Genomic DNA, 23,492 nt, shown 5'->3' with positions numbered 1-23,492 from the left:
TGTGCTGGAGCCCCACCTGACGGAGGCACCGATGGCGCACACCTGGGATCCCGAGCTCTACGACGTCCATGCCGACGAGCGTGCCCGCCCGTTCGTCGACCTGCTCGCCCGCGTCCGTACGGCCGGACCGGACGCGGAGGTGCGCACCGTCGTCGACCTGGGCTGCGGACCCGGCGAGCTGACGCACGGGCTCACCCGCCGCTTCCCCTCCGCGCAGGTGGTGGGCGTCGACTCGAGCCCCGCCATGCTCGCCACGGCCGCGCGCCACTCGGGGCCCCGGCTGCGGTTCGAGCAGGCCGACCTGCGTGACTGGCTCACGTCCGCCGATCCGGTGGACGTCCTCGTCTCCAACGCCACCCTGCACTGGGTGTCGGAGCACCTCGAGCTGCTGCCGGAGCTGGTCGCGGCCGTCCGGCCGGGTGGCTGCCTGGCCTTCCAGGTGCCCGCCAACAACGCCACGCCGATACACGCGCTCCGGCGCGAGCTGGCCGCGCGGCCGCCCTACGCGGAGCACGCGGCGGGGGCCGCCGGTCCCGTCAACCACGAGCCGGAGGAGTACCTGCGGGCGCTGACGGAGCTGGGCTGCGCCGTCGACGCCTGGTCGACGACCTACCTGCACGTGCTCACCGGCGAGGACCCCGTGCTGACCTGGGCGAGCGGGACGGCGGCGCGACCCACGCTCCAGGCGCTCCCCGAGCCGCTGCGTGAACGGTTCGTGGACGAGTACCGCGCACGCCTGCGAGAGGCGTACCCGGCCACGGACCTGGGTGTGGTCATGCCGTTCCGGCGAGTCTTCGTCGTCGCGCGGCGGTCCGCCGCGGCCTGATCGTCACAGGACCCACGCGCCCCCATCATCGTGGGGGCGAGCCTCTCCACCTCGGTGCAACCCCGGCCCTGTGACTACCCGAGTTCGAACTCGGCGCGGCGGTCCTCAGGGACGAGGTCGAGATACTCGGCGCGGTTCTTGTCGATGAGCCGCCGCACGTAGGGGCAGTACGGCAGCACGCCGGCGCCGCGGGAGCGCAGGTCGGCGAGCGCCTCGTCGACGAGGTGGCGGGCCAGACCCGGGACGGATCGCTCCGGGTTGACCTCGGTGTGGGTGAGCGCGACGTCCGTGCCGCGCACCCGGTAGTCGATCCGGCCGAGCAGCTCGTCGCCGATCTCCACCACGTAGCGGCCGCCCTCGGCGTCGTTGCGGACCGTCGGCACCTGGCCGTCCACCAGCACGTCGTCACTCATCGCTCGCTCCTGTCGTCGTCGGTCGTTCGGTCTGCTCGTCGCGCCCCTGGGCGGCGGCCGAATCCTCGCGCGGCGGGAGCGCGTCGTGCCCGGACATGATCGAGATCCGGTTGAAGGCGCCGATCGCGATCGCCACCCAGACGATCGCGGCGACCTGCTCGTCGGTCAGTCCGCCGCGGCGCCCGGCACCGCCGCTCGCGGCCAGGGCGGCGCCGTGCGGCAGGTTCGTGGTCAGCTCGGCGATCTCGAGCGCGGCCCGCTCGACGTCCGTGAACACCGACGACTCCCGCCAGGTCGGCAGCAGGTCGAGCCGGTGCTGCGTGACCCCGGCGCGGCGCGCCCTCGGCACGTGGACGCTCAGGCATCGCGCGCAGCCGTTGATCTGGGAGACCCGGACGTCGACGAGCTCGACGACGTCGCGGCCGATCCCGACCGCCTCGGCCGCGTCGGTCGCCGCCTTCGCCATGCCGCTCGCGGCCCGGTACACGGGCCGGTGCGCCTGGGTGATGTCCACCGGCTCGGACACGCCCCGGCCCACCGCTGCTCCTCCGGTCATCACTGCTCCGTCCGTCCCACGACGGTCGTGGCGTTGGGGTTGCGCCTCGGCCGCAGACGCACGCCCGGGAGGTCGGGCGCCGACAGCCAAGCGCGCTCGCCGACATAACCCTCGACCCGGCCGAACAGCTCGCTTCCCGTGTACTCACCCGCCGGGTCCCCGCCGCCGTTCCAGGCGTCGCGCGCGGCGACGATCTCGTCGTGGTCCGCGCCGATGAAGTTCCACCACATGACGATCTCCTCCCGGAACGGCTCACCGCCGAGGAGGATGACGCGCGCGGGCTCGTCCCCGGTGCTCGCGAGCCGCAGCGTGTCGCCGCAGGGCGCGCGGAAGGCGAGCTCGGCCCGTTCGATCGCGACGTCGTCGACCTCGACCGCCCCCGTGTCGAGCAGGACCCCGTGCTCGAAGTCCGCACGGACAGGCAGGTCGACGACGGCGCCCGGCGGCAGCGTCAGCTCGGCCCCGAGCAGCGGGGTCGCCGTCGTGACGGGCGAGGCCTCGCCGAGCAGCTCGCCGATGAACACCGACACCGTCCCGGACCCACCCGGCAACGGCACCGGGGTCGGTGCGTGGTGCTGGAACCCGCGCGGGCCCGTGCGTGCCTCCCGCGGAAGCACGAGCCACAGCTGGACGCCGTGCAGCACCGTGGTGCCGGCGGTCGAGACCTCGGAGTGGCAGATGCCGGCGCCCGACGACATGAGGTTGAGCTCGCCTGGGCGGACCATCGCGTGCACGCCGGCCGAGTCGCGGTGCTCGACCTCGCCCGTGAACAGCCAGGACACGGTCTGCAGGCCGGTGTGCGGGTGCGGGGCGACGTCCATGCCGCCGGTGGCCGCGACGTCGTCGGGGCCGTAGTGGTCGGCGAAGCACCAGGCGCCGACGAAGCTGCGCTCGCGGCTCGGCAGCGTGCGGCGCACGGGCATCGCGCGCGGACCGCCGAGCGGGACCACCCGCGAGACGACGACCTCGATGCCGGGCGGGTCGGCCGTGGGGCACGACAGCAGCATCTCCGCCGGCCGGGTCTCCAGGTTGCTCACGGGCCACCTCTCCTCGATGCCCGGCGCCAAGGGCGCCGCGTGGTCCCATCGTGCGCGGGCGGGGGCCGATGGGCAACCAGGCGGGGGTGCGGACGCCCGGGAGGGCGCCCGCACGAACTGCCGGTGGCACCCGGCTCAGTCCGGTGCCATCCGGCTCAGTCCGGTGCCATCCGGCTCAGTCCGGTGCCATCCGGCTCAGGTCGGTGCCATCCGGCTCAGGCCGGCGCCTCGATGGCGAACAGCTCGGCCTCGGTGTCGTAGTAGGCGGTCGTCCGACCCTCGTGCCGCATGCCGATCCGCCGGGCGACGGCCTGGGAGGCGGCATTGTCGGGGTGGGTCACCGCGAGCACGCGGCGCACCCCGTGCGCCCACGCGTGGGCGAGGACCGCGCGCGCCGCCTCGGTCGCATAGCCGCTCCCCCACCGGTCGGGGTGCAGGTGCCACCCGATCTCGAGGTCCCCCGACGGCGGGCGGGAGCGGTCCGGCGAGCTGGCCGGCAGGTCGACGAGCAGGACCGCGCCGACGACGGGGGCCGCCGGGGTTCCGACGTCGGAGGCATCGGTGATCGCCCAGATCCCGCGGGGGGCACCGCCGGCCATGCGGGTCTCCCACCGGGCGAGCCGCTCGATCGCGTCGGCGCGCGTGGCGAGCTCCGTCCCGGGTCCGCCGGACCACCGCACGACCTCCGGTCGCGAGTAGATGGCGAGCACGGTGCCGGCGTCGTCGGGCCCCCAGGCGCGCAGCGCGAGACGGTCGGTGACCATCGTGGGCAGAGGAGGACTCATCCGGCCACGGTAGGGCGCGGTGTCCACGTGAAATCAGGACCCGCTCCCGGCCGCGCCACGCGTAGGCTCAGGTCATGCCAACCGATCCGACGACGGACGGCCGTCTTCGTCGGGCATCGGGACGGCCGGACTGGGCGACCATCCCCAACCTCGTCACGCTGCTGCGCTTCCTCCTGCTCGGGCCCGCCTGCTGGGTGATCGTCGACGACCCCGAGGGCAGCTGGTGGCCCCCGGTGCTCGTCGGCGTCTGGGCCGTCACCGACTGGGTGGACGGTCTGCTCGCCCGTGCGCTGAACCAGCAGTCCCGGACCGGGGAGATCCTCGACCCGGTGGCGGACCGGATCGGCATCGCGCTCGTCGTCGTCGCCCTCGGTGTCGCCAACGCACTGAGCTGGGTGCCCGTCGCCGTCATCGTGCTCGTCGACCTCATCGTGGTCGCCCTCGCCGGGCGTGCCGCGCAGCAGGGGCGGATGCGCGTGACGTACGTGGGCAAGGCCCGCACCGCGGTGCTGTTCTTCGGCATCTGCGGCATCGTCCTCGGCATCTCGGTGTGGCCGGAGGCGATGACCGTGGGGCGGGTGCTCGTGTGGGTCGGCGCCGCGCTGCACCTCTACTCCGCCACCCTCTACATCCGGGCCGCGCGGCTCGGGACCGGGCCGGCGGTGCGGCGGCCGGGCGGAGTCGAGGACCAGGCATGACGTGTCAGGCGTGAGCCTGTCCGAGTGACGGGAACGAGCGGGATCGAGGACCAGACGTGAGCGAGGACCGGGCGTGAGCAGGCCGAGCGGTCAGGACGGGATCGACGACCAGCTGGCCGGCGAGCTGGCGATGGACTCCGCCGAGCGCACGCGCCTCGTCCTCGGCGGCGGGGGCGACCGGCCCGACTCCGTGCGGCTGACCTGGCGTCGCGGAACCGAGCACGCCACCACCCCGTCGCTGGTGCTCGAGGAGCTGCCCGATCAGGCGCGCGAGATCCTCGCGGGGATCGGCGCCGATCCCGGGGACCCGAGCGTCCGACGCCAGGGGCTGTCGCTCACGCCGGAGGACCTGCACCTCCTCGTCTCGGGGCCGGACGCGCTGGCCGGTCCGGTCGGGATCTTCCTGCTCGACGTCGGCCGGCTCGAGCACGCGGCCCGCTCGGCCGAGGAGCGCGAGGCGGCCGCGCAGTCAGCGGCGGACGGCCCGGCGGGCGCGGGCGGGGGCGGGGGCGGCGCGGGCCCCACGCGCTCCGGGTCGAGCGGACGCCGCTCCTCTCGCGTGGCGCCGCTGGAGTGGATCCCGGGCCTGCTCGTGCTCGTCGCCGTCGGGCTGCTCGTCGGGATGATGGTGACCGGAGCCGGTGCGACGGCGACGGCCGTGCTCGCCGGCTGCCTCGCACTCACGGTGATCGTCACGGCTGTGGTCGGTTGGCTCGGGATGCGGCTCCGGTGGCGCCGACTCGCGGCGGCCCAGCTCCGCACCCCCAACCGCGCTGCGGTCGAGTCGACGACGACCGCGGCGCGCCACTACCGGACCGGCGGCCGCATCCAGGTCGGTGTCTACGGCGCGGTCGGGCTCTTCCTGCTCGTCGCCCTGACGCAGGACCGGGCGGGATGGTGGGTGCTGCTCCCGGCGGCGGCGCTCCTCGCCGTCGGGGCCGTGGTCATCGCTCTCGCCGTGCGCCGCGACGGCCCGCTCCATGACCGCGAGCGGGCCGAGGTCGAGCGCCGCGGGATCCGCGGGGTGCCGGGCGGCATCCACCTCGACGTGACCGAGCGCATCCAGCCCGATCCCCGGCACCTGCCGTAGGTCAGCCCGCCCGGGTGACCGCCCGTGCGGACGAGGCACCCGCCCGAACCTGGGAGACTTCCGCCATGGCGAGATCGACCGAGCGCGGCGCGGGCCGGGCGCTCCCCCACCCGGTGACGGCCGCGCTCCGTCAGCTGCTCGCGGCGGCCCTGGTCTCGGCGCTGCTCGCGGTGCTCGTCGTCGTCGGCGTCACGATGGGCGTGCGCCGGACATTCTCCGTCGATCCGGGCAACCTGCCGTCGGTGGCGGTGTGGATCGGCATGGGCATCGGCGCACTCGTGCTCCTCGCTGCGATGGTCGGGATCTACCGTTCGGCGCATCTCCACCTCTACCTGCGTCGGCACGCCCGGCCGCCGCGCCGGAAGGGCTCGCCCCGCCGGCCCGTGCCGCGCATGACCGAGCGCCTGCTCGAGGAGATCGACGCCGGGGATCTCGGCACCGGCGACGCGCGGTTCCGCATGGTGGTGGTGGACCGGGGGTCGTTCGCCGTCGCGTTCATGACGCCGGGCTACCGCATCGAGACGACGCCGACGATCGCCCCCCTCCGCCTCGGCGAGCACGGCCGCACCGCCCTGGGCCACGTGGGCTGGCTCGAGCCGGAGCGCCGGACGATCGGAGCGGACGGCGACTGGCAGTACTTCGGCACGGAGTACACGGGACCGGGCGCGCACCTCGCCGACAACCCGGGGATCCCGCTCGACGCCGGGAAGGTGGCCGTGCTCGTCACGTGCGGCGACGAGGCCCTCGCGGGGCCGGTCCGCGACCTCCTCGCGCAGGCGCGCGCGACCCGCTGAGCGGCGACGGCACGTCGAACGACGGCGCTGCGGCGCCATGCGACGTGCCCCCGCGGCGGCGAGCCGCGGACGCGTCCGGCCGTCCCCGGGACGGTCCGGAGGTCCTCAGCAGCCGTCCGGGCCGCAAGCGGGAGCGTCGTCGAGGCCGGGGAGGTCGAGGCCCCCGAGCGGGGTGAGCGGCGCGAGAGACGTGACCGGGGCGGGCGGCGACGGCAGCGGGCTCGCCGACTCGTGCGGCGCCACGGTCGGCCTCTCGGCCGTGTCGGAGGCCGAGTCGGAGGTCGGGTCCGCCGCCGATGCCGTGGCCGACCACGAGGCCCCCGCGGCGGCTCCCGTCGTCGAGGTCCCGGCGGCGGTCACGCGTCGGCCCGCGTCGCGTCGTCTGTCCCACGCTCGGTCGCCACCTGGCCGAGTGCCTGGGCGAATGCGGTGGACTCCTGCGCCCCCGAGATGCCGTACTTCTCGTCGAGGACGAAGAAGGGCACACCCTGGATGCCGTATGCGCGGGCCTGGTCGATGTCGGCCCGGACGTCGGCCGCCCAGCGGTCCGCGCGCAGGTCGGCGGCGACCTCCTCCGCGTCGAGCCCGATCTCGTCGGCCAGCGCGGCGAGCTCGTCGACGTCGGAGAGGTTCTTCCCCTCGACGAAGTAGGCGCGCAGCAGGCGTTCCTTGGCCTCGGCCTGCTTGCCGTGCGCCTTGGCATGGTGGATGACCTGGTGGGCGCGCAGCGTGTTGATGTGCACGACCGAGTCGAAGTCGTAGTCGAGCCCGACGGAGGCCGCGATCCCCGTCACGCGCTCGAGCATCTGCTCGACCTGCTCGACCGGCATGCCCTTGCGCTCAGCGAGGAACTCGGTCGTCGAACCGGTGAAGTCGACCGGCGTGTCCGGCGAGAGCTCGAACGAGTGGTACGTGACCTCGACCGCGGGGGCGTCCGCGTGCTGCTCGCGGAACTCCGCGAGGCCGGCCTCGAACTTGCGCTTGCCGATGTAGCACCAGGGGCAGGCGATGTCCGACCAGATGTCGACGGCGATGGGGGGCTGTGCGGTCACGATGCTCCTCGGGTGGTGGGGTCCTCGAGGTGCAAGGCGCGCGGGCGCCGCGGCATTCCCGGCCGGGGGTCGGGAGCCGTCAGACCAGGCCGAGGGCGAGGCCGATCGCGGCCGCGACGCCCGTGAGGATCGCTCCGACGGCGACGGCGCGGTCCGTGCCGGAGACGGGCTCGCTCCCGTCGCGCTGCGCGAGGTCGAGGATCACGACGCGCCCGGGGGCGATGGCGTGACGGTCGATCCGGGCCTCCATCTCGTGGCGCGTCGCGTGGGTGGCGGGGAAGACGTCCCGGCCAGGGACGGCGCGGGTGTCGGCGGTGGTCAGGTCGGCGGTGGTCATGCGGGTCTCTCTTCTCCGCGCGGGGCGGTTGGTCGTGCGTGGCGACGTCCGGGGGAGGGACGCGACCGGGAGCGGGGGAGGTCGGTGTACGGGCGTAGGCCTCGCGCCGGAGCTGCCCGGTGCCGCTGCCGTCGGTCGAGAACGGGAGCACACACCGTTCAACGCCGAACGCTTCGACGTGAAAGAGTCTAGCGTGACGCGGTCGTCTCGTCAAACTTTTCGATCTTGAACTATTCTTGGCGGATGCGTGACCGAGTGAGCGACTACCTGGGACAGTGGCGCGAGCAGCGCCCCGAGCTCGAGCTGGCACCGATGAGCGTGACCGGCCGGGTCTCGCGCGCGTCCGACCTCATCTCCCAGGGCATGCGCGAGTTCTTCGCCGAGCACGACCTCCAGCCGGGCGAGTACGACGTCCTCTCGGCCCTCCGGCGCGCGGGTGACCCGTTCACTCTCACGCCCGGCGCCCTCACCGGCAGCATGATGGTGACGGCGGCGGCCATGACCAACCGGCTCTCGCGCCTCGAGGAGAAGGGCCTCGTCGACCGCACGACGGACCCGGACAACCGCCGCAGCGTGCTCGTCAGCCTCACTCCCCGGGGCCGCGCCGTCATCGACGACGTCGCCCCCCGCCACGTCCGCGCCGAGGGGGAGCTGCTCGCCGCGCTCGACGACGCCGAGCTCGCGCAGCTGGCGGGACTGCTCGAGAAGCTGCTCGCCGGCCTCGGCGACCGCTCCCAGCGCGAGGCCGACGACGCCGATGACGGGGGTGCCGCCTAGCCTCTGCGCATGGACCTCGAGTTCTCCGGCGAGATCATCCACTGGCGCGGCCCCGCGCCGTTCCTGTTCGTCCCGCTGCCGCCGGACCCGCGGGAGGCCGTCCGCGAGGTCCGGCGCGAGGCCACCTACGGCTGGGGCGTCATCCCGGTGACCGCACGCATCGGGGAGACCACGTTCACCACCTCGCTCTTCCCGCGCGACGGCGGCTACCTGCTCCCGGTCAAGGTCGCGGTGCAGCGGGCCGAGGGGATCGGCCTCGGCGACGAGGTCTCGGTGCGCATGGCGATCGACCTCGGCTGAAGGGTCGGGCCGGGGCCCGTGGGGCCGGGCACCCCGAGGGGGCGGTCGGGTCAGTTCGGGCGCTGCTCGGCCGCGGCCCGCGGACCGGGCACCCGCGGGCCCGAGCGGGTCAGGCCGGGACCGGACCGTCCGGCGTCGAGGCGTCCGCCCAGGCCGGGTCCCCCGGGCCGAGGACGTCGTAGACGACCGAGACGAAGTCGCCGACCCGCTCGACGGAGCGCAGCCCGAGCGCCAGCCGGCGCGGGAGCAGCGGTCGCCCGGACCCCAGGGTCGCGGCCGCGATCGAGAGTCGCAGCTCGTCGAGGAAACCTGCGTCGGCGAGCTGACCGGCCAGGTCTCCTCCCCCGACCACCCAGATGTCCTTCCCGCCGGCCGCAGCCACGAGGCCGGCGTGGATCTCGCGCGCGTCCCCGGCGACGAATCGGACGTCGGCCCCCTCCGGCGCCGCGAGGTCGGCGTGGGTCGCGACGAACGTCGGAAGGTCGTAGGGCCACGAGGCGCCCTCGCCGAGCTCGCGCAGGATCCACTCGTAGGTGGTGCGCCCCATGAGCAGCGCACCGATCCCGGAGACGAAGCTCTCGTAGTCCCCGGTCACCGCCGGGTCACCGCGTTGCGCGAACAGCCACGCGAGGGAGTCCGCCTCGTCCGCGATGAATCCGTCGAGGGTCGTGGCCGTGTAGAAGACGGTGCGCGTCATCCCCCGAGGGTGCCGGCGACCACCGACATCGGGAGGTCGCCGGTCGATGCCGGACGGACGGCGGTCGAGGTCCGTCGCACGCGCACGGCCAGCCGGCCTACGGCTGGATGCGGTCGAGGATCTCGTGCAGCCCGTCGGCCACCTGGACCCCCGGCGAGCCGAGACCGGCCGCGGCGAGGATCTCGCGGAGCGCGTCCGCGTCGGGCACTCCGGCCTCGCCCACGCCGCCGCCGGGGTACGTCACGCTCTCCGAGTCGTCGGCGGGTCCGGAGTCGGCGGCTCCGTCCTCGACCGGGTCCGCCGTCGTCGGGTCGGCGCCGGGCCGTCCGTCGACGACGTCCGGCTCCGGCCACGCCACGACCATCGAGGGCACCGACCGCTGGTCGTCCGCGCAGCCCGACATGCCTGCCGCCACGAGCGCGCAGCCGAGCGCGGCGGCTGCCTTGGTGGAGACGATCATCCATTCATGCTGGCACCGTATCGCCGCCCGCACAGATCGCCCCGGCGCGTCGCGCCCGAGGAGTGCGGCCGACCGGGCAGGGAACGTCCCCGCCCGGCCGGTCCACCGGGCGCGCGTCAGCGGGTCGCGAGGAAGTCGTCGATCTGGTTCATCGACTCCCGCACACCCTCTTCCTGGCCCATGTCCATGACGGTCCGGAGCGCGTCCTCCGACTCGTAGGTCGCGGTCGCCGTCGCCGTCGTGCCCGACCCGTCGGGCTCGAACCGGTAGACGTTGCGGGAGACCGGCATGGAGTCCACCGGCCGGAGGTCGGCGTCGGCGAACCCGTCCCGGAACTCGAACCCGTTCGGCTCGTCGACGGCGGTGATCTCCCACCAGCCGCCGTACCTCTCGCCGTCGGGGCCGGTCATGTAGTAGCTGCTACGCCCGCCCGGCCGGATGTCGTGCTCGACGAAGGTGGCCGGGTAGCCGGGCGGCCCCCAGACCTGCTCGAGCTGGCGCGGGTCGGTGTAGAGCGACCAGATCCGCTCCACCGGCGCATCGAAGTGCGCCGTGATCGTCATGGTCCTGCCGGGGACGTCGGTCGTGATGTCGGTGACGGGCATGTCAGTCCTCCTCGAGGTCGAGCTCACGCGCGAGCAGCGCGTCGATCCGTTCGACGCGGCCCCTCCAGATGCCCTCCAGCTCGCCGAGCATGGAGGCCACGGAGCGGACCGCCGTGACGTCGCCCGAGGCGAGCTGCTCGCGGCCGTTGCGCCGCTTGGTGAGCAGACCGGCCGTCTCGAGGACGCGGACATGCTTCTGCACCGCGGCGAAGCTCATGTCGTAGCCCGCCGCGAGCGCCGAGACCGAGTGCTCCCCGGCGAGGACCCGGCGCAGGATGTCCCGCCGGGTCCGGTCGGCGAGGGCGTGGAACAGGGCGTCCGCCCGGTCCTCGTCCCCGGCCTCGATCACGTCACAAACATACAACCGATCAGTTGTACGTGGCAAGGGGCGACGACGAGGTGCGCAGCGGCGGGTGTGCGCGAGGCGGGCGTCCGGGTGGGGGGAGGCATCGACCGGCGCCGCCTACGCACCGGTGAGCGCGGACTCGACGCCGCGGAGCTCCTCGGTGATGTTCGCCGCCGGCCGCCGCACCGTCACGCGCTGCCCCAGGGTGACGGCCGGCCGCTCCCGGGCGAGCTCGAACCGCTCGCGGCGGCCCCACAGGTGCTGGTGCCACCCCGCGCCGAGCACGAGGTAGCCGATCGTCGAGAGCACCCGTTCCGTCTCCCGGAAGGGGGCGACCTGGTCGGGCGCGTCGGCGAGCGCCCGCCGGGCCACGGCGTCCGACTCGAGCAGCTCGACGTAGAGGTGCTGGCGGCGCCGCACGCCGTCGGCGGTGTCGTGGCCGCCGGCGACGAGGTCGGCGAGCACGGCATCGAGGGCGATCGCGACCCGTCGGGCGTGGGCAGGCAGGACGACCTCCTTCCCGCCGAGACCGCTGAGGACGAGCACGACGATCGCCGTGCCCACGCCGATCGCGGTGTCGATGAGGCGGTCGCCGACGACCGTCTCGGTGCTCATGCCGGTCACCGCGACCGAGATCGTCATGGCGAGCGGCGTGATGAGCGTGACCGCGAGCAGGTAGTTCCGGGTGACGAGCAGCTCGACCGAGCCCTGCATGACGATGATCGTCGCGACGAGCCACCACGCCTGCGGGTCCACGGCGAGCACGACGGCGAACACCCCGAGCCCCAGCACCGTGCCAAGCACGCGCTGCAGGGCCTTGGTGGCCTGGGCGTAGCGCGTGCCGCCGGTCTGCACGATGAGGGCGGCGAAGACGACCGCCCAGTACACGTGCTCGTTGCCGATGAGCGTCGCGATCGACCCGGCGACGGCGGTGGCCACGAGCACGCGCAGGGCGACGAGCATGCTCTCCGACGGCCACCAGGCGGCCTGGCGCAGGAGGTAGCCGCCCGCGGGGCGCCCCAGCGACGAGTATCGGACCTGCGTGCGCTCGACCTGGCGCTGCTCGTCGTCGGTCCGCCCGAGGTCGGCGCCCGCGCGCTCGTCCGTGTCCTGCGCCGGCTCGTCGGCCCGGTCCACGTCGTTCTCCCACGGGCTGGGGTCGATCCCGGACACGCGGCCCGAGAGGTGGGCCGACGTCGCGGCGTACCGCTCGTGGACGACCTGCAGGCGCGCCTCGAAGTCGCTCGCCGTCCCGCCATCGGTCACGGCGGTCCACGCCGCGTGCAGCGCCGTCGAGGCGTCGGCCCGGCGACGGTCGAGCCGGTCGAGGTCGGTATCGGGGTCGGTCGAGCGGGCGGCCGCCTCGAAGCGCACCACCGTGTCCTCGGCGTGCGCGACGGCGCTCTCCTCGATGCCGCGCCGCCGCAGCCAGATGTCTGAGGTCCCGACGACGACGGCGCTCACCACCCCGACCGCCGCCATGCCGAGGATGAGCCACGGGTCCGTGCCGCCCACAGCGGCGAGGTTGGCGACTCCCGTGCCGAGGGCGAAGAAGTAGACCCCCGGCGGGCCGACCCGAAGCGCGTGCGTGCCGAACCCCACCACCGAGCTGACCGCGACGAGGGCGGCGAGCGACCCCCACGTGCTGCCCGCCGTGAGGACGCCGACCAGGCTGCACATCCACATCCCGGCGCCGACGCCGCCGATCACCTTGACGCGGCGACGGGCAGGCGCCCCAGCGCCGTAGAGGATGGAGAAGCCGCCGAGGCTCGCGAGGAACCCCGCGGACGTGTGTCCGAGCGCGGTCGCGACGACGAGCGGGAGGCCGATCGCGACGGCCGCGCGCAGGCCGACGGCAAGGCGCGGCGGGCTGGGCGCGATGGTGACCAGGCTGCGCAGGTCGACGAAGGGGGTGCCGCTTACGGCCTCGATGGTAGGTCCGGCCACGCCAGGCCCCTCCGACGTGTCACCACCCACGGGGCGCCACCCGGGGGTTCCGTCCCGGGGTCGCGGCCCAGTCCTCGTCGCCCCACGGTCACCTTCCACCCGATCCGACGACCGTGGTCCGGCGACGGTGGTCACCGTTAGGGTCGCCACCATGGCGACGAGGCACGACGTCCGGGCGGCGCAGGTCGTCGAGGCCATGCGCGAGCACGCGGGGACGGGGCCGGCGCCGGGGGCGGTGTGGGCGGTCGCGTCCGGTCCGCGCACGGAGCGGCGCGTGACCGTGGCGGCGGCCGGCGGTCTGCGCGAGAACGCGCTCGTGCGTACCGCGTCGGTGACCAAACCGGCGGCGACCGCGCTCGTGCTCGGACTGGTCGAGGACGGTGCGCTGGCTCTCGAGGACCCTCTGTCCCGGTGGGTTCCCTCCTGGGCCGGCCGCGAGGTCCTTCGCGAGCGCCACGGGGCGCTCGAGGACACGGTTCCGGCCGCCCGCGAGCTGATGGTCCGCGACCTGCTGACCATGGGGCTCGGGCTCGGCTACGACCTCGACGACGCGCCCGGCGACGCCCTCGCGGAGGCGACGCAGGACGCCGGCGTCCTCTCCGGCTGGACCGGACCGGCGCTCGCGCCGACCGAGTGGGCGGAGCGGGTCGCCGGTCTGCCGATGGCCCACCAGCCCGGCGAGGGGTGGCTCTACCAGTCGTCGTTCGATGCCCTGACGGTGGTGGTCGAGGCGGCCACCGGGCGCGGGTTCGACGACGTGCTCCGCGACCGCGTGCTCGCCCCGCTCGGGATGGTCGAGACGGGCTACTCGGTGCCGCGCTCGCAGCTCGACCGGGTGCCTCCGTTCCGCTGGGTCGGCGGGGACGGCGAGTCCGGCGAGCTCGCTCCTGCTGCGGCGCCGGCGCTGGCCCGCCGGCCCCTGTTCTGCTCGGGCGCCGCGGGCCTGCTCTCCACCGCCGGCGACCTCGTCCGGCTCGGCCAGATGCTGCTCGACGGCGGGCTCGCCCCGCCCGCGTACCGCGGTCCGGTACCGACCGGGGTGCCGGCGGCCGGGGCGCCACCGACCGGCGTGCCGGTGGCCGACGACGGCACGGCCGAGGACCTGACGGCGGACGGCCCGAAGGCCGACGGAAGCCCTCGCGTCCTGGCCGCCGAGTCGGTCCGGGCGATGCGCACGGACACCCTCACCGACGCCACCCGCCCCTGGGCATCTGGATTCCTCGAGCCGGGCTGGGGGTGGGGCCTCGGCGTCGGGCTCGACGAGCGCGGCGGCTTCGGCTGGGACGGCGGGACGGGCACGAGCCTGTGGGCCTACCCCGAGCAGGGGGTGACCGCGGTCCTGCTCACATGGCGCGGCATGGCCGGTCCGGCCCGGCCCGCCTACATGACCGACTTCTGGGACGCGGTCCTCGCCGAGCCCTGGTCCTGACCACAGCTGCACACCGGGGCTCTGGCTCCGCCTCGGACACCTCCCCCAGTGTCGGCCGCGGCCGGGCAGGACCCGGTCACATGGCGGAGGCGACGTCCGTCTCGGCGAAGTGGTCGCCGACGAACAGCAGGGAATCCCCGGAGGTGGCCGCGAGCGCGTGCACCCGCTCGTTCTTGATGTTGAGCCCCATGGGTAGGTTCTGCCGTCCGACGTGTCTACCCATCGACCCTTCTCGGCACCTGATCGGGTCGCCCACTACTGCTCGGCGAGGAGCCCGACGCCGGCGTCGACGATCGTCGTCGCCCGCATCTGGTCGACGGCCTCCTCGGACCGGGTCTGGACGACGAGCACGCGGCCGCTCCCCTCGTCGTCGTCGGCGGTCTCGAGGTAGAACGCGAAGGCGAGGACGCCCGGGGCCGAGCCACCCTTGAAGCCCTGGTAGCCCACCCCCTCGGGGATGCCCACGCCGGGGTTGTCCGAGAGGATCTCCCGCACGGGCTCGCCCGCCTCGGTCCCCGCCCGCTGCTGGAGAAGCGCGTGGAGGGAGCAGATCTCGCCGCCGGTAAGCATCCAGCCGACGCCCTCGTCCCAGCGCGGCACGGTGACGGCCGTGGGCGCCACGTCGAGCTCGGCGGGCAGGGAGTCGAGCACGGCCTGGCGCTCCTCGGGCGTCGCGGCCGCCTCGTACTGCGCGCGGACGTCGTCCTCGACCTGCCAGCCCAGCTGGAAGAAGTCGCGCGTGCTCGGCACCGGCAGGACCCGGTCGGCGTCGAGCCCGGCCTCCTCGACCACGCCCGCCACGCGCTCCTGGCCCACGGCGTCGAGGATGAGATCAGTGGCCGTGTTGTCGCTGATCGAGATCATCAGCCCGGCGGCCTCGCGCACCGTGACCGTCGACCCGGCCTCGCGGTCCTGGAGGGTGCCGGACGGGAGGCTGCGCAGCTCGTCGGTGATCGTCAGCTCGTCGTCCCAGGAGATCTCGCCCGCCTCGACGGCGTCGACCAGCCCCGCAAGCACGATCAGCTTGAACACCGAGCCGCTGGGCGCGGGCACACCGCCCTCCTCGACACCCGCGGTCGTGTGCTCGATCGTGCACTGCCCGTCCTCGACCGTGCCGACGACGACCTGCGTCTCCCCACCGAGCTCGGTCAGGCTCTCGTCGAGGTCCTCCCAGGCACCGAGCTCGGGGGCCTCGCCCGCGGTGTCGGGGACGAACTGGAGGCCCTCGATGAGGCCGTCCTCGCCGACGAACACGGTCATCACCAGGGGGCCCGCGGCGGAGTCGAGCCGGAGCTCGGCGCCGGCCATGTCGCCGAGCTGCTCGGCGGCCGCGGTGACCGTGTAGGGGGCTCCGGTGCGGAGCTGGGCGAACACGCCGGTGTACTGGTCGGCGGGCACCTGGGCGAGCATCTCCTCGGAGAACCGCTCCTCGACCTCGCTCTCCTCCGGGCCCTCCGCGTCCGCCTCGAGCTGGGCGAGCACCCACTCGACGTGCTCGAGGAGCTCGGGGTCGGTGAGGTGGTCCGCGGGGTCGACGGCCTCGGCGGCGCCGTCGGAGGCCGTCTCGCCGTCGGAGGCGGACTCACCCCCGGTGGGGCTCTCGCCCGACGACGACTCGGCTCCCTCGCTCGGGCTCCCGGTCTGCGAGGAGGACTCCGTCGCCGCCCCGCCGTCGTCCGGGTCGTCGTCCCCGCCGGAGCAGCCGGCGAGGACGAGCGCGAGCGCGACCCCGACGGCGGGCGCGGTGCGGCGGGCGAGGGAGGAGCGGCTGCTGCGACGCGAGGGAGTCATCTCGCCCATTCTGGCAGGGGCACGGATCCCGGGCTCGGGAACGCCGCCTGCGCGGGAGTCTGCGTGGCCGTCCGTCCTCAGGCGCCGGCTCCGGAGGCGATGCCCTTGCCACCCTGCTCGGGCGAGTCCTTGCGGCCCGCCACGTAGTGGAAGATCGTCCAGCAGAGGATCCCGACCATCACGCCGCCACAGACGACGTTACCGAGCGTGACGGGGAGGAGGTTGTCGACGACCAGCGCACCGCAGGTGAGATCGCCGAACGCGGCCTGGCGCCACGTCCCGCCGGCGTGGACCAGTCCGACGATCGTCGGTGCGCCGACGAAGTTGGCCACGTGGAAGACGAACCCGAGGGCGATGTACCCACCGGCGGTCAGGCCGAGCAGGAAGGACTTCAGCGGCCGGCCGGTGCCGGTCACCGCCGACCGGCGTCAGATGACGGAGTAGTCACCGGCCGCACGCAGGGCGCGGTCGATGACGTCCGGGTCGAGCACGACGTCGTCCTTGTGCTTGAGGATGATCTGCGACCCCTGTTCCTCGATCTCCGCCGAGAACCCGCCGACCCCGGCCACCTTGTACATCGCGGCGCGGACGGCGAGCACGTCCCCGTTCGTCCGCATGCCGTCGACGGCGAATGTCGTACTGATCAACTGCTCCCCCTCGATCTAGATCACCCCGTTGAACGCCTGCATGGCGCCGTCCTCGCGGGTGCCCCCGCGGCCGTCACCGTACTCGGCGTAGTCGCGGATCCACTCGACGCTCCGGACCCACTTGACCATCTTGTACCCGTGGTTGGACTCCACGCGCAGTCGGAGCGGGGCCCCGAGGTGGATGTCGAGCGGTCGGCCGTTGCGCTCGTAGGCGAGGATCGTGTTCTCCTCCTCGAGCATCTTCATGTCGAGGACGGTGTAGAAGGGCTCGCGCGGCCGGTGGTCCCACATCTCCTGGGCGAGGCCGTACGAGGTGATCATCACGTAGTTCGCTCCCTCGGGCCGGGGACCGAGGCGGTCGAGGACGTCCGTGAGCTTGACGCCCGCCCACCTCGAGGTGGCCGACCAGCCCTGCATGCACGTGTGGACGGCGACGTACTCCGTCCTCGGCATGGCCTTGAGGTCGTCGAGGCCGAGCTCGATCGAGGTGCCGTCGAGGGCGTTGCCGACCTCGAGCCGCCAGTCCTTCCACCCGGTGTCCCGATGGTGCAACCACTCGGTGGACTCGTCCTCGGTCGGCGGCAGGCCGTTCGTCCAGTGGAACTCGGACAGGTCCTCGTCCGTGTACGCGTTCTGCTTGTGCATCCGGGGCTTCATCCAGCCGAGGAAGATCTTCCGTCCCGGCTCGGTGAGAGTGACGAGGATCTTCTGGGTGAGCGGCCGGTTGATGAGCGAGGCGTAGCTGAGGCCGATCCAGAACGCGAAGACGAGGGCGATCGTGATGATCACGATCGTGAACGCCTGGGCGTAGCGGGCGGTGTCGGTGACGCCGAAGACCATGTGCGGCAGGTTGTACTCCGGGTGCACGAGGAAGACGAGCCCCACGTGCATGACGATGAACAGCGTCATGAAGACCATGGCGATGAAGTGCAGCGACCGCGCACCCTGGTGGCCGCCGAACAGCTTGACGTACCACGGGAACCGCGAGCGGATCGCCGGGGCCATCGCGAGGCCGCTGAGGATGAGGAACGGCGCGAGCAGGAAGATGACGGCCGTGTAGCCGAGCATCTGCAGCGCGTCGTACGGCGTGAAGTGCTCGATCCCGGGCACACCGAGGCCGAGGTAGACCTTCAGCGACTCCCACGCCTCGGGGAACACGTCCCACGACGTCGGGATGATCCGTCGCCACAGCCCGGTGCCGAACAGGAGCACGACGTAGACGAGCCCGTTGAGCACCCACAGCATGACGCCGAGACCGTGGAAGTGCCGGCCGAGCCCGATGTTCTTCCGTCCGGGCAGCCCGAACACCGGGCTCATGCTCCGCTCGTCCATGAGCGAGGTGTAGACGCCCTCCTCCTTCGGGAGCTCCTGCCGGGTGAACTTCAGCCACTCCGTACCGGGCTTGCTGTCGTTCCGCCACCACAGGCGCGGCAGCGAGGAGAGCATCTCCCACCCGCTGCGCAGGAGAATGCCGATGAGCACGAAGTTGAGGAGATGGGTGGCGCGCAGCCACAGGGGAAAGTTGGGGTCCTCCATGGATTCCTCCGACGAAGATGAGCAGGTGCGGGGGGCCGTCCCACTGTATCGAGCGATTGCCGAAAAGGAATGGCGAAACTGCGGGAAAAGTCCGGAACCATGCATTTCTCGGACACATTGCTGAAACTGGGCCGGGGCATTGTCTCAATAGTCCGATTCCGGGTCGTCCGTCTCCGCGGCACCAGTTTCCGAACGATCCGGGTGCGGGTCGGTCGTCTCCGGATCTGCGCGCCGGTCAGGTGCGACCGGTCGGTGCTCGACCGGCCGGGCCGTCAAGGAGCGCAGCCACCTGCTCGTGGAGCATCGGCAGCTCGCGACCTGCGTCGACCTGTCCGCCGGCGACCCCGGCGGCGAAACCGTCGAGCAGGAGCAGCACCCAGGTCGTGAGGCGGTCGGCCGGGACGTCCACCCGCACGGCCCCGGCCCGCTGGGCGCGCGACATCCGCTCCCCCAGCAGCTCGCGGGTGACGTGTTCGTCCGCCTCGAGTGCCGCCGCGATCGTCGGGCGGTGCGTCAGCGCGCCGACGGCACGCACGAACCCGGACGCGCGGGGGTCGGCGAGGTCTCCTGCGGCGTGGTCGACGAAGCCGAGGACGGTTCCACGCGGCGAGGCCCCGGCACCACTGCTGCGCGACGCGCGCCCCGAACCTGCGCCGCGGCTTCTCGTCGTGCGGACCGCCCCGGCACCGGGCACGCTCGCGGCGCGGGCCGAATCCTCCGGGTTGTCGTCGTCGAGGGAGGCGAACAGCTCCCGCGTCTCCTCGGTACCGAGCTCGACGATCGCCACCACGAGCGCGTCCTTGGTCGCGAAGTGGTGGAAGAAGGTACCCGAGCCGACACCGGCGATGCGGCAGATGTCGGCGGTGGTCGCGGCAGCACCCCGCTCGGCGAAGGCGGTGAGGCCGGCGTCGATGAGCTGGAGGCGCCGGGCGCGGCGCAGCTCGGGGTCGACGGGGCGGGCCATGCCCCCACCCTAGTTAATGGAGTGCCCACTCTGCTAACGTCGCGGCATGCTCCCGCTCCGGCAGCGCGCCGCCTCGATCGTCCTCGTCGCGCTCGCCGCACCGATCTGCGCGGAGATGCTCCAGGCCTACCTGGCCGCGACCGGCGATCCCGGTGAGCTCGCGCTCGCCACCGTGTTCCTCGCGCCGCTGTACGGCGGGGCGGCGCTGCTGATCCGGGACCTCGCCGTGCGGACGGGGCGGGGCTGGGCCGGCATCCTCCTGCTCGCGGCCGCGTTCGGGCTCGCGATGACGGGGGTGATCGACCTGTCGATGTTCGCCGGGGACCGCCCCGACGTGTCCTACTGGGACGAGCTGCGCGAGCCGACGATGATCGCCCCGCTCGGGTTCAGCGCGTACGCCACCCTGGTCTGGGTCCTCGGGCACGTGACGATGAGCGTCGGGGCGCCGCTGGCGATCCACCGCGCGCTCGCGCCGCGCCACGAGGGCCGGCCGCTCCTCGGCCGGCTCGGGACGGCGGTGGCCATCGCCGCGTGGCTCGCGGTCGCCGTGGCCATCCACTTCGACGGCCGGGACATGTACGGGTACGCGCCGTCGCTCCCCCAGGTGGTCGCGGTGCTCGCGGGGGTCGCGGCACTCGTCGCGCTCGCGATGTCGCCGGCCGGCCGGCCGCTGCGGGCGCGGGGCAGGGTGTCGGCCCGAGAGGTCGGCTCCCGCGGCAGCGAGGTCGAGCAGGGCGAGTCCGACCCGTCGGCCGCTCGCCCCGTCCAGGCATGGGTGATCGTGCTCGCGGGGATCCTCGGCAAGGTGCTGCTCGACCTCACGCCGCCCGCGTGGGGCGGGTTCGCGTTCGTGGTCGCGGTGGTCGTCGTCGCTGCGTGGCTCCTCGCCCGGGTGCCCACCCGGCGCCGGTGGGGCGCGCGCGAGGGCGGGATCCTCGGGGCGTCGCTCGTCGTCGGAGGGGTGCTCGTCGGCATGCTCGCCCCGCTGCCCGACGGGGTGACGATGGGCGCGAAGATCGCGCAGAGCGTGGTGCTCCTTGGGGCGGCGATCGGCGTGCTCGCGCTCGTGCTGCGGCGGGAGCGGCCACGTGCGGCGACACCTCCGACAACTTCTGTTGACAGACATTCGGCCGACGAGAATGTCAGTGAAGTGCCCCTGGAGTGACATTGTTCCCGGAGGCGGCGGACAGCACCCGGGAGACAGCACCCCGTACCCCGGTAGGGGCGCGAATGGCTCTGGCGGGTGACGCGGCGCACCGATCCGCGTTCCTAGCGTCCCCGCCATGACGACGACGATCCCGCTCCGGTCGGCCACCACCACCAGGCCCGCCCCGCTCGCGCCAGTACCCGAAGCCGTGACCGTGCCCGCGCACGGCGCGATCACGCCGGCGCCCCGCACCGCCGCGCCCGCCCTGCTCCGCTCCATCCCTCGCCACGCCGACCCCCACTTCCCGTACGCCCCGCTCTCCTACGCACCGCGCACGGTCGAGGGGCACAAGCTGCTCGCTCTCGACCCGCCGGGCGGACCGCGGGTCGTCGAGGTGTTCGGCGACCTCGTCACCGCCGACCACGTCGTCGTGATGGTGCCGGGCAACGGCCACCACCAGGGCAACTACTTCCGGGCCCGCGGCCCGCTGGCCCTGCGCTCGCGGGCCCAGCTCATGCTCACCACGACGGCGGGGATCGACCCGGCGGCGCGGGTCGCCGTCGTCGCGTGGGTGGGGTACCGGACCGCCCCGGACCTGCGCGCCTCGTTCGCCATCCGCTACGCCCGCGAGGGCGCCGGCGACCTCGCCCGCCTCACCCACTACCTGCCACGCTCGGCGCACCTCACCGTGGTCGGCCACTCGTACGGCACCACCGTCACCGGCCTCGCGCTCGCCGACGCGCAGATCGACGACGTCGTGGCGCTCGGGAGCCCCGGCATGGGCCTGAGGCACCGCACGGACACCGGCCGGCGCGCGCGCATCTGGGCCGCCCAGGCCCCGACCGACTGGATCCGCCACTTCCCGCGCGTCAGGTTCGGCCCGCTCGGCCTCGGCCGCTCGCCGCTGCACCCCGCCTTCGACGCCGTCCGCATCGGCACCGGCGATATCACGGGCCACCTCGCCTACTACGACGAGGGCAGCGAGTCCCTCCTCAACGCCGCGCGCATCGCGCTCGGCCGGTTCGACGAGGTCACGCTGCACGACGGCGGGACGGCGGTCCCCCGGCCCGAGCTCGCGCCGACGGGGGCTGCGGCCCCCCGCCCGGCCGGCGGCCCGACCGGCACCGCGGCGACGACCACCCTGGTGAGGGCCGCATGAGCGCGCCCACGGGCCTCCGAGCCGCCACCGTCGGGTTCGCACCCGCCGCGGCCACCACATCCCGCCCGGCACCCGTCGGGTCCACCCCAGACCGAACCACCGCCGCGCCGTCGTCCGCCGATCGACGCCCCGACTCCGCGACGCCCGCGGTCCTCGCCGTCGGGCTGCGCTCCTCCTACCCCGGGCGCGGCACGGTGCTCGACGGGATCGACCTCGCCGTCGCCCCCGGGACCGTCCACGGCCTGCTCGGCCCGAACGGCGCCGGCAAGACGACGACCGTGCGGATCCTCGCCACTCTCCAGCGCTTCGACTCGGGCACGGTCCGGGTGGCGGGGCACGACCTCGCGCGCGAGCCCGGCGCCGTCCGGTCGCGTATCGGGGTGGCCGGGCAGCACGCCGCGCTCGACCCGGTGCTCAGCGGCCGCGAGAACCTCACGATGTTCGCCCGCCTCCACCGGATGCGACCCCGCGCCGCCCGCACCCGCGCCGACGAGCTGCTCGACCGGTTCGACCTCGCGGCGGCCGCCGACCGCCCGCTGCGCCACTACTCGGGCGGGATGCGGCGCCGCCTCGACCTCGCGGTCAGCCTGATCCGCAGCCCGCAGGTCCTCTTCCTCGACGAGCCGACGACCGGCCTCGACCCGCGCAGCCGCAGCGAGGTGTGGGACGCCGTGCGCGAGCTGGCCGCGGGCGGCACCACCGTGCTGCTCACCACCCAGTACCTCGAGGAGGCCGACCGCCTCTGCCGCCGCATCTCCCTCCTGCGGGCGGGGCGCATCGCGATGGAGGGCTCGCCCGACGAGCTCAAGGCCACCGTCGGCGGGAGCCGGCTCGAGGTCGCCGTGCCGCCGGGCGCCTCACCGGCCGACATCTCCCGCACGCTCGCCGGCGCCCTCGGCGTCACGGCCGACGTCGACGACGCCGCCCGCCGGGTCTCCGCGCCGCTCGACGGCGCGACCGACGCCCTCGCCCGCGCCGCGGACGCGCTGTCCGGGCTCGGCGTGCACGTGGACGACCTCGCGCTGCGCCGCCCCGACCTCGACGACGTCTTCCTCCGCCTCACCGCACCCGACATCTCCGAAGGGCCGCACCGATGACCGCGCATCTCGTCAGCCCGCCCGCACTCCCCTCCCCGACGGCGGCGCTCGCCTCCCGCGCGCCGGCACCCGCACGGGGACGCACCTCGGGAGCCGGGGCCGCGTCGGCGCCCGGTCCCGCAGCCGGTCACGCCCGCCCACGGGGCGTCGGCTCGTCGTCGGGCTTGTCCGCCCTCGGGTGGGCGTTGTCGGACACGTGGGTCGTGGCCGGTCGCCACCTGCGCCGGCTCCGCCGACGGCCCGACGAGCTGCTCAGCACGCTGCTCGTCCCCGTCATGGCGGTCGCGATGTTCGGGCTCGTCCTCGGCGACGCCTTCGGAGCCGCGATGGCCGCGCCCGGGGTCGACTACCGCGAGTTCCTCCTGCCCGGGGTCTTCGTCCTCACGATGGCGTTCGGCATCGGGTCGACCACCGTGTCGGTCGCCGCCGACGTCCGGGACAGCGTGGTCGACCGGATGCGGTCGATGCCGACGGCGCCCACCGCGATCCTCGCGGGGCGGGCGCTCGCTGACCTCGTCACCGCCGTCGTCGAGCTGGCGGTCCTCGCCGGGATGGGCGCGCTGCTGGGCTGGCAGTGGCACGGCGGCCCGGTGGCCCTGGCCGGCGCGCTCGGTCTGCTCCTCCTCCTGCGCCTCGCGTTCTCGTGGATCGGGATCGTGCTCGGCCTGCTCGTCAGCGGCCCGGAGGCGGCGATGAAGTACTTCGCGCTCGTCTTCCCGCTGGCCATGGTGGCCGAGACGATCGTCCCGACCACCCTCATGCCGGGGTGGCTCGCGGGGGTCGCGGCGTGGAACCCGCTCTCGTCCACGGTGGTGGCCACCCGGGAGCTGTTCGGCGTGGGCGGCCCGGAGGCGTCGACCTGGATCGCCGAGCACGCCCACGTCATGGCGCTCGCGTGGCCCGCGGCGATCGTCGCCGTGTGCGTGCCGGTGGCGCTGCTCCTGCTCCGCAGGCTCGGCCGGTGACGCGGCGGAGCCCCGGCCGAGCCGCTCCCGAGTCGGT

General features: G+C 74.0%; 28 protein-coding genes. 11 read left to right on the top strand and 17 right to left on the bottom strand.

Annotated features, from left to right (window positions below; all coding sequences use genetic code 11):
* Positions 1-31 precede the first annotated feature (31 nt).
* The gene (locus tag ACZLMO_RS06320; RefSeq protein ID WP_463653211.1) at positions 32-826 is read left to right on the top strand and encodes a methyltransferase domain-containing protein; all 795 of its coding nucleotides are present in this window, start codon (positions 32-34) and stop codon (positions 824-826) included.
* A gap of 74 nt (positions 827-900) precedes the next feature.
* Here the strand turns inward: ACZLMO_RS06320 and ACZLMO_RS06315 are convergent, their stop codons facing one another.
* The 4 genes from ACZLMO_RS06315 to ACZLMO_RS06300 form a co-directional block, all read right to left on the bottom strand.
* Entirely contained in the window at positions 901-1,239 is a 339-nt protein-coding gene (locus tag ACZLMO_RS06315; RefSeq protein WP_425713937.1) for a GNAT family N-acetyltransferase, read from the bottom strand.
* Positions 1,232-1,795, bottom strand: a complete 564-nt coding sequence (locus ACZLMO_RS06310; RefSeq protein ID WP_425713938.1) for a carboxymuconolactone decarboxylase family protein — start codon at positions 1,793-1,795, stop codon at positions 1,232-1,234. Before ACZLMO_RS06310 ends, ACZLMO_RS06315 begins: the two co-directional genes overlap by 8 nt.
* A complete protein-coding gene (locus ACZLMO_RS06305) occupies positions 1,795-2,832 on the bottom strand; it encodes a pirin family protein (RefSeq protein ID WP_463653210.1) in 1,038 nt (345 codons plus the stop codon). The genes ACZLMO_RS06310 and ACZLMO_RS06305 overlap by 1 nt, the downstream gene beginning before the upstream one ends.
* A gap of 215 nt (positions 2,833-3,047) precedes the next feature.
* Positions 3,048-3,617 carry a GNAT family N-acetyltransferase gene (locus tag ACZLMO_RS06300; RefSeq protein WP_425713940.1) on the bottom strand — a complete coding sequence of 190 codons (570 nt, stop codon included), beginning with the start codon at positions 3,615-3,617 and terminating at the stop codon, positions 3,048-3,050.
* A gap of 74 nt (positions 3,618-3,691) precedes the next feature.
* Between ACZLMO_RS06300 and ACZLMO_RS06295 the strand changes: the two genes are divergently transcribed.
* The 3 genes from ACZLMO_RS06295 to ACZLMO_RS06285 all read left to right on the top strand — a co-directional run bounded on the left by ACZLMO_RS06295 (position 3,692) and on the right by ACZLMO_RS06285 (position 6,199).
* Positions 3,692-4,315, top strand: coding sequence for a CDP-alcohol phosphatidyltransferase family protein (locus ACZLMO_RS06295; RefSeq protein ID WP_463653209.1), 624 nt, complete (start codon positions 3,692-3,694; stop codon positions 4,313-4,315).
* Positions 4,316-4,388: 73 nt separating this feature from the next.
* Positions 4,389-5,405, top strand: a complete 1,017-nt coding sequence (locus ACZLMO_RS06290; RefSeq protein ID WP_463653208.1) for a hypothetical protein — start codon at positions 4,389-4,391, stop codon at positions 5,403-5,405.
* 65 nt (positions 5,406-5,470) lie between these two features.
* Entirely contained in the window at positions 5,471-6,199 is a 729-nt protein-coding gene (locus ACZLMO_RS06285; RefSeq protein ID WP_463653207.1) for a hypothetical protein, read from the top strand.
* 356 nt (positions 6,200-6,555) lie between these two features.
* Here ACZLMO_RS06285 and ACZLMO_RS06280 read toward each other — a convergent pair whose 3' ends face one another.
* Both ACZLMO_RS06280 and ACZLMO_RS06275 read right to left on the bottom strand, forming a co-directional pair.
* Entirely contained in the window at positions 6,556-7,251 is a 696-nt protein-coding gene (locus tag ACZLMO_RS06280) for a DsbA family oxidoreductase (protein WP_463653206.1), read from the bottom strand.
* A 79-nt stretch (positions 7,252-7,330) separates the two neighbouring features.
* The gene (locus ACZLMO_RS06275) at positions 7,331-7,588 is read right to left on the bottom strand and encodes a hypothetical protein (protein ID WP_463653205.1); all 258 of its coding nucleotides are present in this window, start codon (positions 7,586-7,588) and stop codon (positions 7,331-7,333) included.
* Between the two features lie 243 nt (positions 7,589-7,831).
* On the opposite strand from ACZLMO_RS06275, the gene ACZLMO_RS06270 reads away from it, so the two are divergent.
* Positions 7,832-8,365: a MarR family winged helix-turn-helix transcriptional regulator gene (locus tag ACZLMO_RS06270; RefSeq protein WP_463653204.1), complete on the top strand. Its 534-nt coding sequence runs from the start codon at positions 7,832-7,834 to the stop codon at positions 8,363-8,365.
* A 9-nt stretch (positions 8,366-8,374) separates the two neighbouring features.
* Complete coding sequence (locus ACZLMO_RS06265) at positions 8,375-8,665, top strand: DUF1905 domain-containing protein (protein ID WP_425713947.1); 291 nt, start codon at positions 8,375-8,377, stop codon at positions 8,663-8,665.
* A 109-nt stretch (positions 8,666-8,774) separates the two neighbouring features.
* Here the strand turns inward: ACZLMO_RS06265 and ACZLMO_RS06260 are convergent, their stop codons facing one another.
* The 5 genes from ACZLMO_RS06260 to ACZLMO_RS06240 all read right to left on the bottom strand — a co-directional run bounded on the left by ACZLMO_RS06260 (position 8,775) and on the right by ACZLMO_RS06240 (position 12,720).
* Positions 8,775-9,362 carry a dihydrofolate reductase family protein gene (locus ACZLMO_RS06260; RefSeq protein WP_463653203.1) on the bottom strand — a complete coding sequence of 196 codons (588 nt, stop codon included), beginning with the start codon at positions 9,360-9,362 and terminating at the stop codon, positions 8,775-8,777.
* Positions 9,363-9,459: 97 nt separating this feature from the next.
* Positions 9,460-9,822 carry a hypothetical protein gene (locus tag ACZLMO_RS06255; protein WP_463653202.1) on the bottom strand — a complete coding sequence of 121 codons (363 nt, stop codon included), beginning with the start codon at positions 9,820-9,822 and terminating at the stop codon, positions 9,460-9,462.
* 116 nt (positions 9,823-9,938) lie between these two features.
* Positions 9,939-10,427, bottom strand: a complete 489-nt coding sequence (locus ACZLMO_RS06250; RefSeq protein ID WP_463653201.1) for an SRPBCC family protein — start codon at positions 10,425-10,427, stop codon at positions 9,939-9,941.
* 1 nt (position 10,428) lies between these two features.
* Entirely contained in the window at positions 10,429-10,773 is a 345-nt protein-coding gene (locus ACZLMO_RS06245) for an ArsR/SmtB family transcription factor (RefSeq protein WP_425714046.1), read from the bottom strand.
* A 117-nt stretch (positions 10,774-10,890) separates the two neighbouring features.
* A complete protein-coding gene (locus tag ACZLMO_RS06240) occupies positions 10,891-12,720 on the bottom strand; it encodes an FUSC family protein (RefSeq protein ID WP_463653200.1) in 1,830 nt (609 codons plus the stop codon).
* 151 nt (positions 12,721-12,871) lie between these two features.
* On the opposite strand from ACZLMO_RS06240, the gene ACZLMO_RS06235 reads away from it, so the two are divergent.
* Complete coding sequence (locus ACZLMO_RS06235; RefSeq protein ID WP_463653199.1) at positions 12,872-14,149, top strand: serine hydrolase domain-containing protein; 1,278 nt, start codon at positions 12,872-12,874, stop codon at positions 14,147-14,149.
* 76 nt (positions 14,150-14,225) lie between these two features.
* On the opposite strand, the gene ACZLMO_RS06230 is transcribed toward ACZLMO_RS06235, so the two are convergent.
* The 6 genes from ACZLMO_RS06230 to ACZLMO_RS06205 form a co-directional block, all read right to left on the bottom strand.
* Entirely contained in the window at positions 14,226-14,372 is a 147-nt protein-coding gene (locus tag ACZLMO_RS06230; protein WP_463653198.1) for a hypothetical protein, read from the bottom strand.
* Positions 14,373-14,404: 32 nt separating this feature from the next.
* Positions 14,405-15,940 (bottom strand): serine hydrolase, encoded by a 1,536-nt coding sequence (locus ACZLMO_RS06225; RefSeq protein WP_463653197.1) that lies wholly within the window; start codon positions 15,938-15,940, stop codon positions 14,405-14,407.
* A gap of 77 nt (positions 15,941-16,017) precedes the next feature.
* Positions 16,018-16,356, bottom strand: coding sequence for a formate/nitrite transporter family protein (locus ACZLMO_RS06220; protein WP_425713956.1), 339 nt, complete (start codon positions 16,354-16,356; stop codon positions 16,018-16,020).
* Between the two features lie 12 nt (positions 16,357-16,368).
* Complete coding sequence (locus ACZLMO_RS06215; protein WP_425713957.1) at positions 16,369-16,587, bottom strand: hypothetical protein; 219 nt, start codon at positions 16,585-16,587, stop codon at positions 16,369-16,371.
* Positions 16,588-16,602: 15 nt separating this feature from the next.
* On the bottom strand, positions 16,603-18,123 hold the full coding sequence (locus ACZLMO_RS06210; protein ID WP_463653196.1) for a molybdopterin-dependent oxidoreductase: 1,521 nt from the start codon (positions 18,121-18,123) through the stop codon (positions 16,603-16,605).
* A 235-nt stretch (positions 18,124-18,358) separates the two neighbouring features.
* Positions 18,359-19,087, bottom strand: a complete 729-nt coding sequence (locus ACZLMO_RS06205; protein WP_463653195.1) for a TetR/AcrR family transcriptional regulator — start codon at positions 19,085-19,087, stop codon at positions 18,359-18,361.
* 46 nt (positions 19,088-19,133) lie between these two features.
* Between ACZLMO_RS06205 and ACZLMO_RS06200 the strand changes: the two genes are divergently transcribed.
* The 4 genes from ACZLMO_RS06200 to ACZLMO_RS06185 all read left to right on the top strand — a co-directional run bounded on the left by ACZLMO_RS06200 (position 19,134) and on the right by ACZLMO_RS06185 (position 23,455).
* Positions 19,134-20,252 (top strand): hypothetical protein, encoded by a 1,119-nt coding sequence (locus tag ACZLMO_RS06200; RefSeq protein ID WP_463653194.1) that lies wholly within the window; start codon positions 19,134-19,136, stop codon positions 20,250-20,252.
* A 118-nt stretch (positions 20,253-20,370) separates the two neighbouring features.
* On the top strand, positions 20,371-21,393 hold the full coding sequence (locus ACZLMO_RS06195) for an alpha/beta hydrolase (protein WP_463653193.1): 1,023 nt from the start codon (positions 20,371-20,373) through the stop codon (positions 21,391-21,393).
* On the top strand, positions 21,390-22,490 hold the full coding sequence (locus ACZLMO_RS06190) for an ABC transporter ATP-binding protein (RefSeq protein ID WP_463653192.1): 1,101 nt from the start codon (positions 21,390-21,392) through the stop codon (positions 22,488-22,490). The genes ACZLMO_RS06195 and ACZLMO_RS06190 overlap by 4 nt, the downstream gene beginning before the upstream one ends.
* Positions 22,487-23,455: an ABC transporter permease gene (locus ACZLMO_RS06185; protein WP_463653191.1), complete on the top strand. Its 969-nt coding sequence runs from the start codon at positions 22,487-22,489 to the stop codon at positions 23,453-23,455. Before ACZLMO_RS06190 ends, ACZLMO_RS06185 begins: the two co-directional genes overlap by 4 nt.
* The last annotated feature ends 37 nt before the right edge of the window (positions 23,456-23,492 follow it).

The sequence above is a fragment of the Georgenia sp. G2120 genome, assembly GCF_055326485.1.
This window is presented reverse-complemented; position numbering and strand designations above follow the sequence as displayed.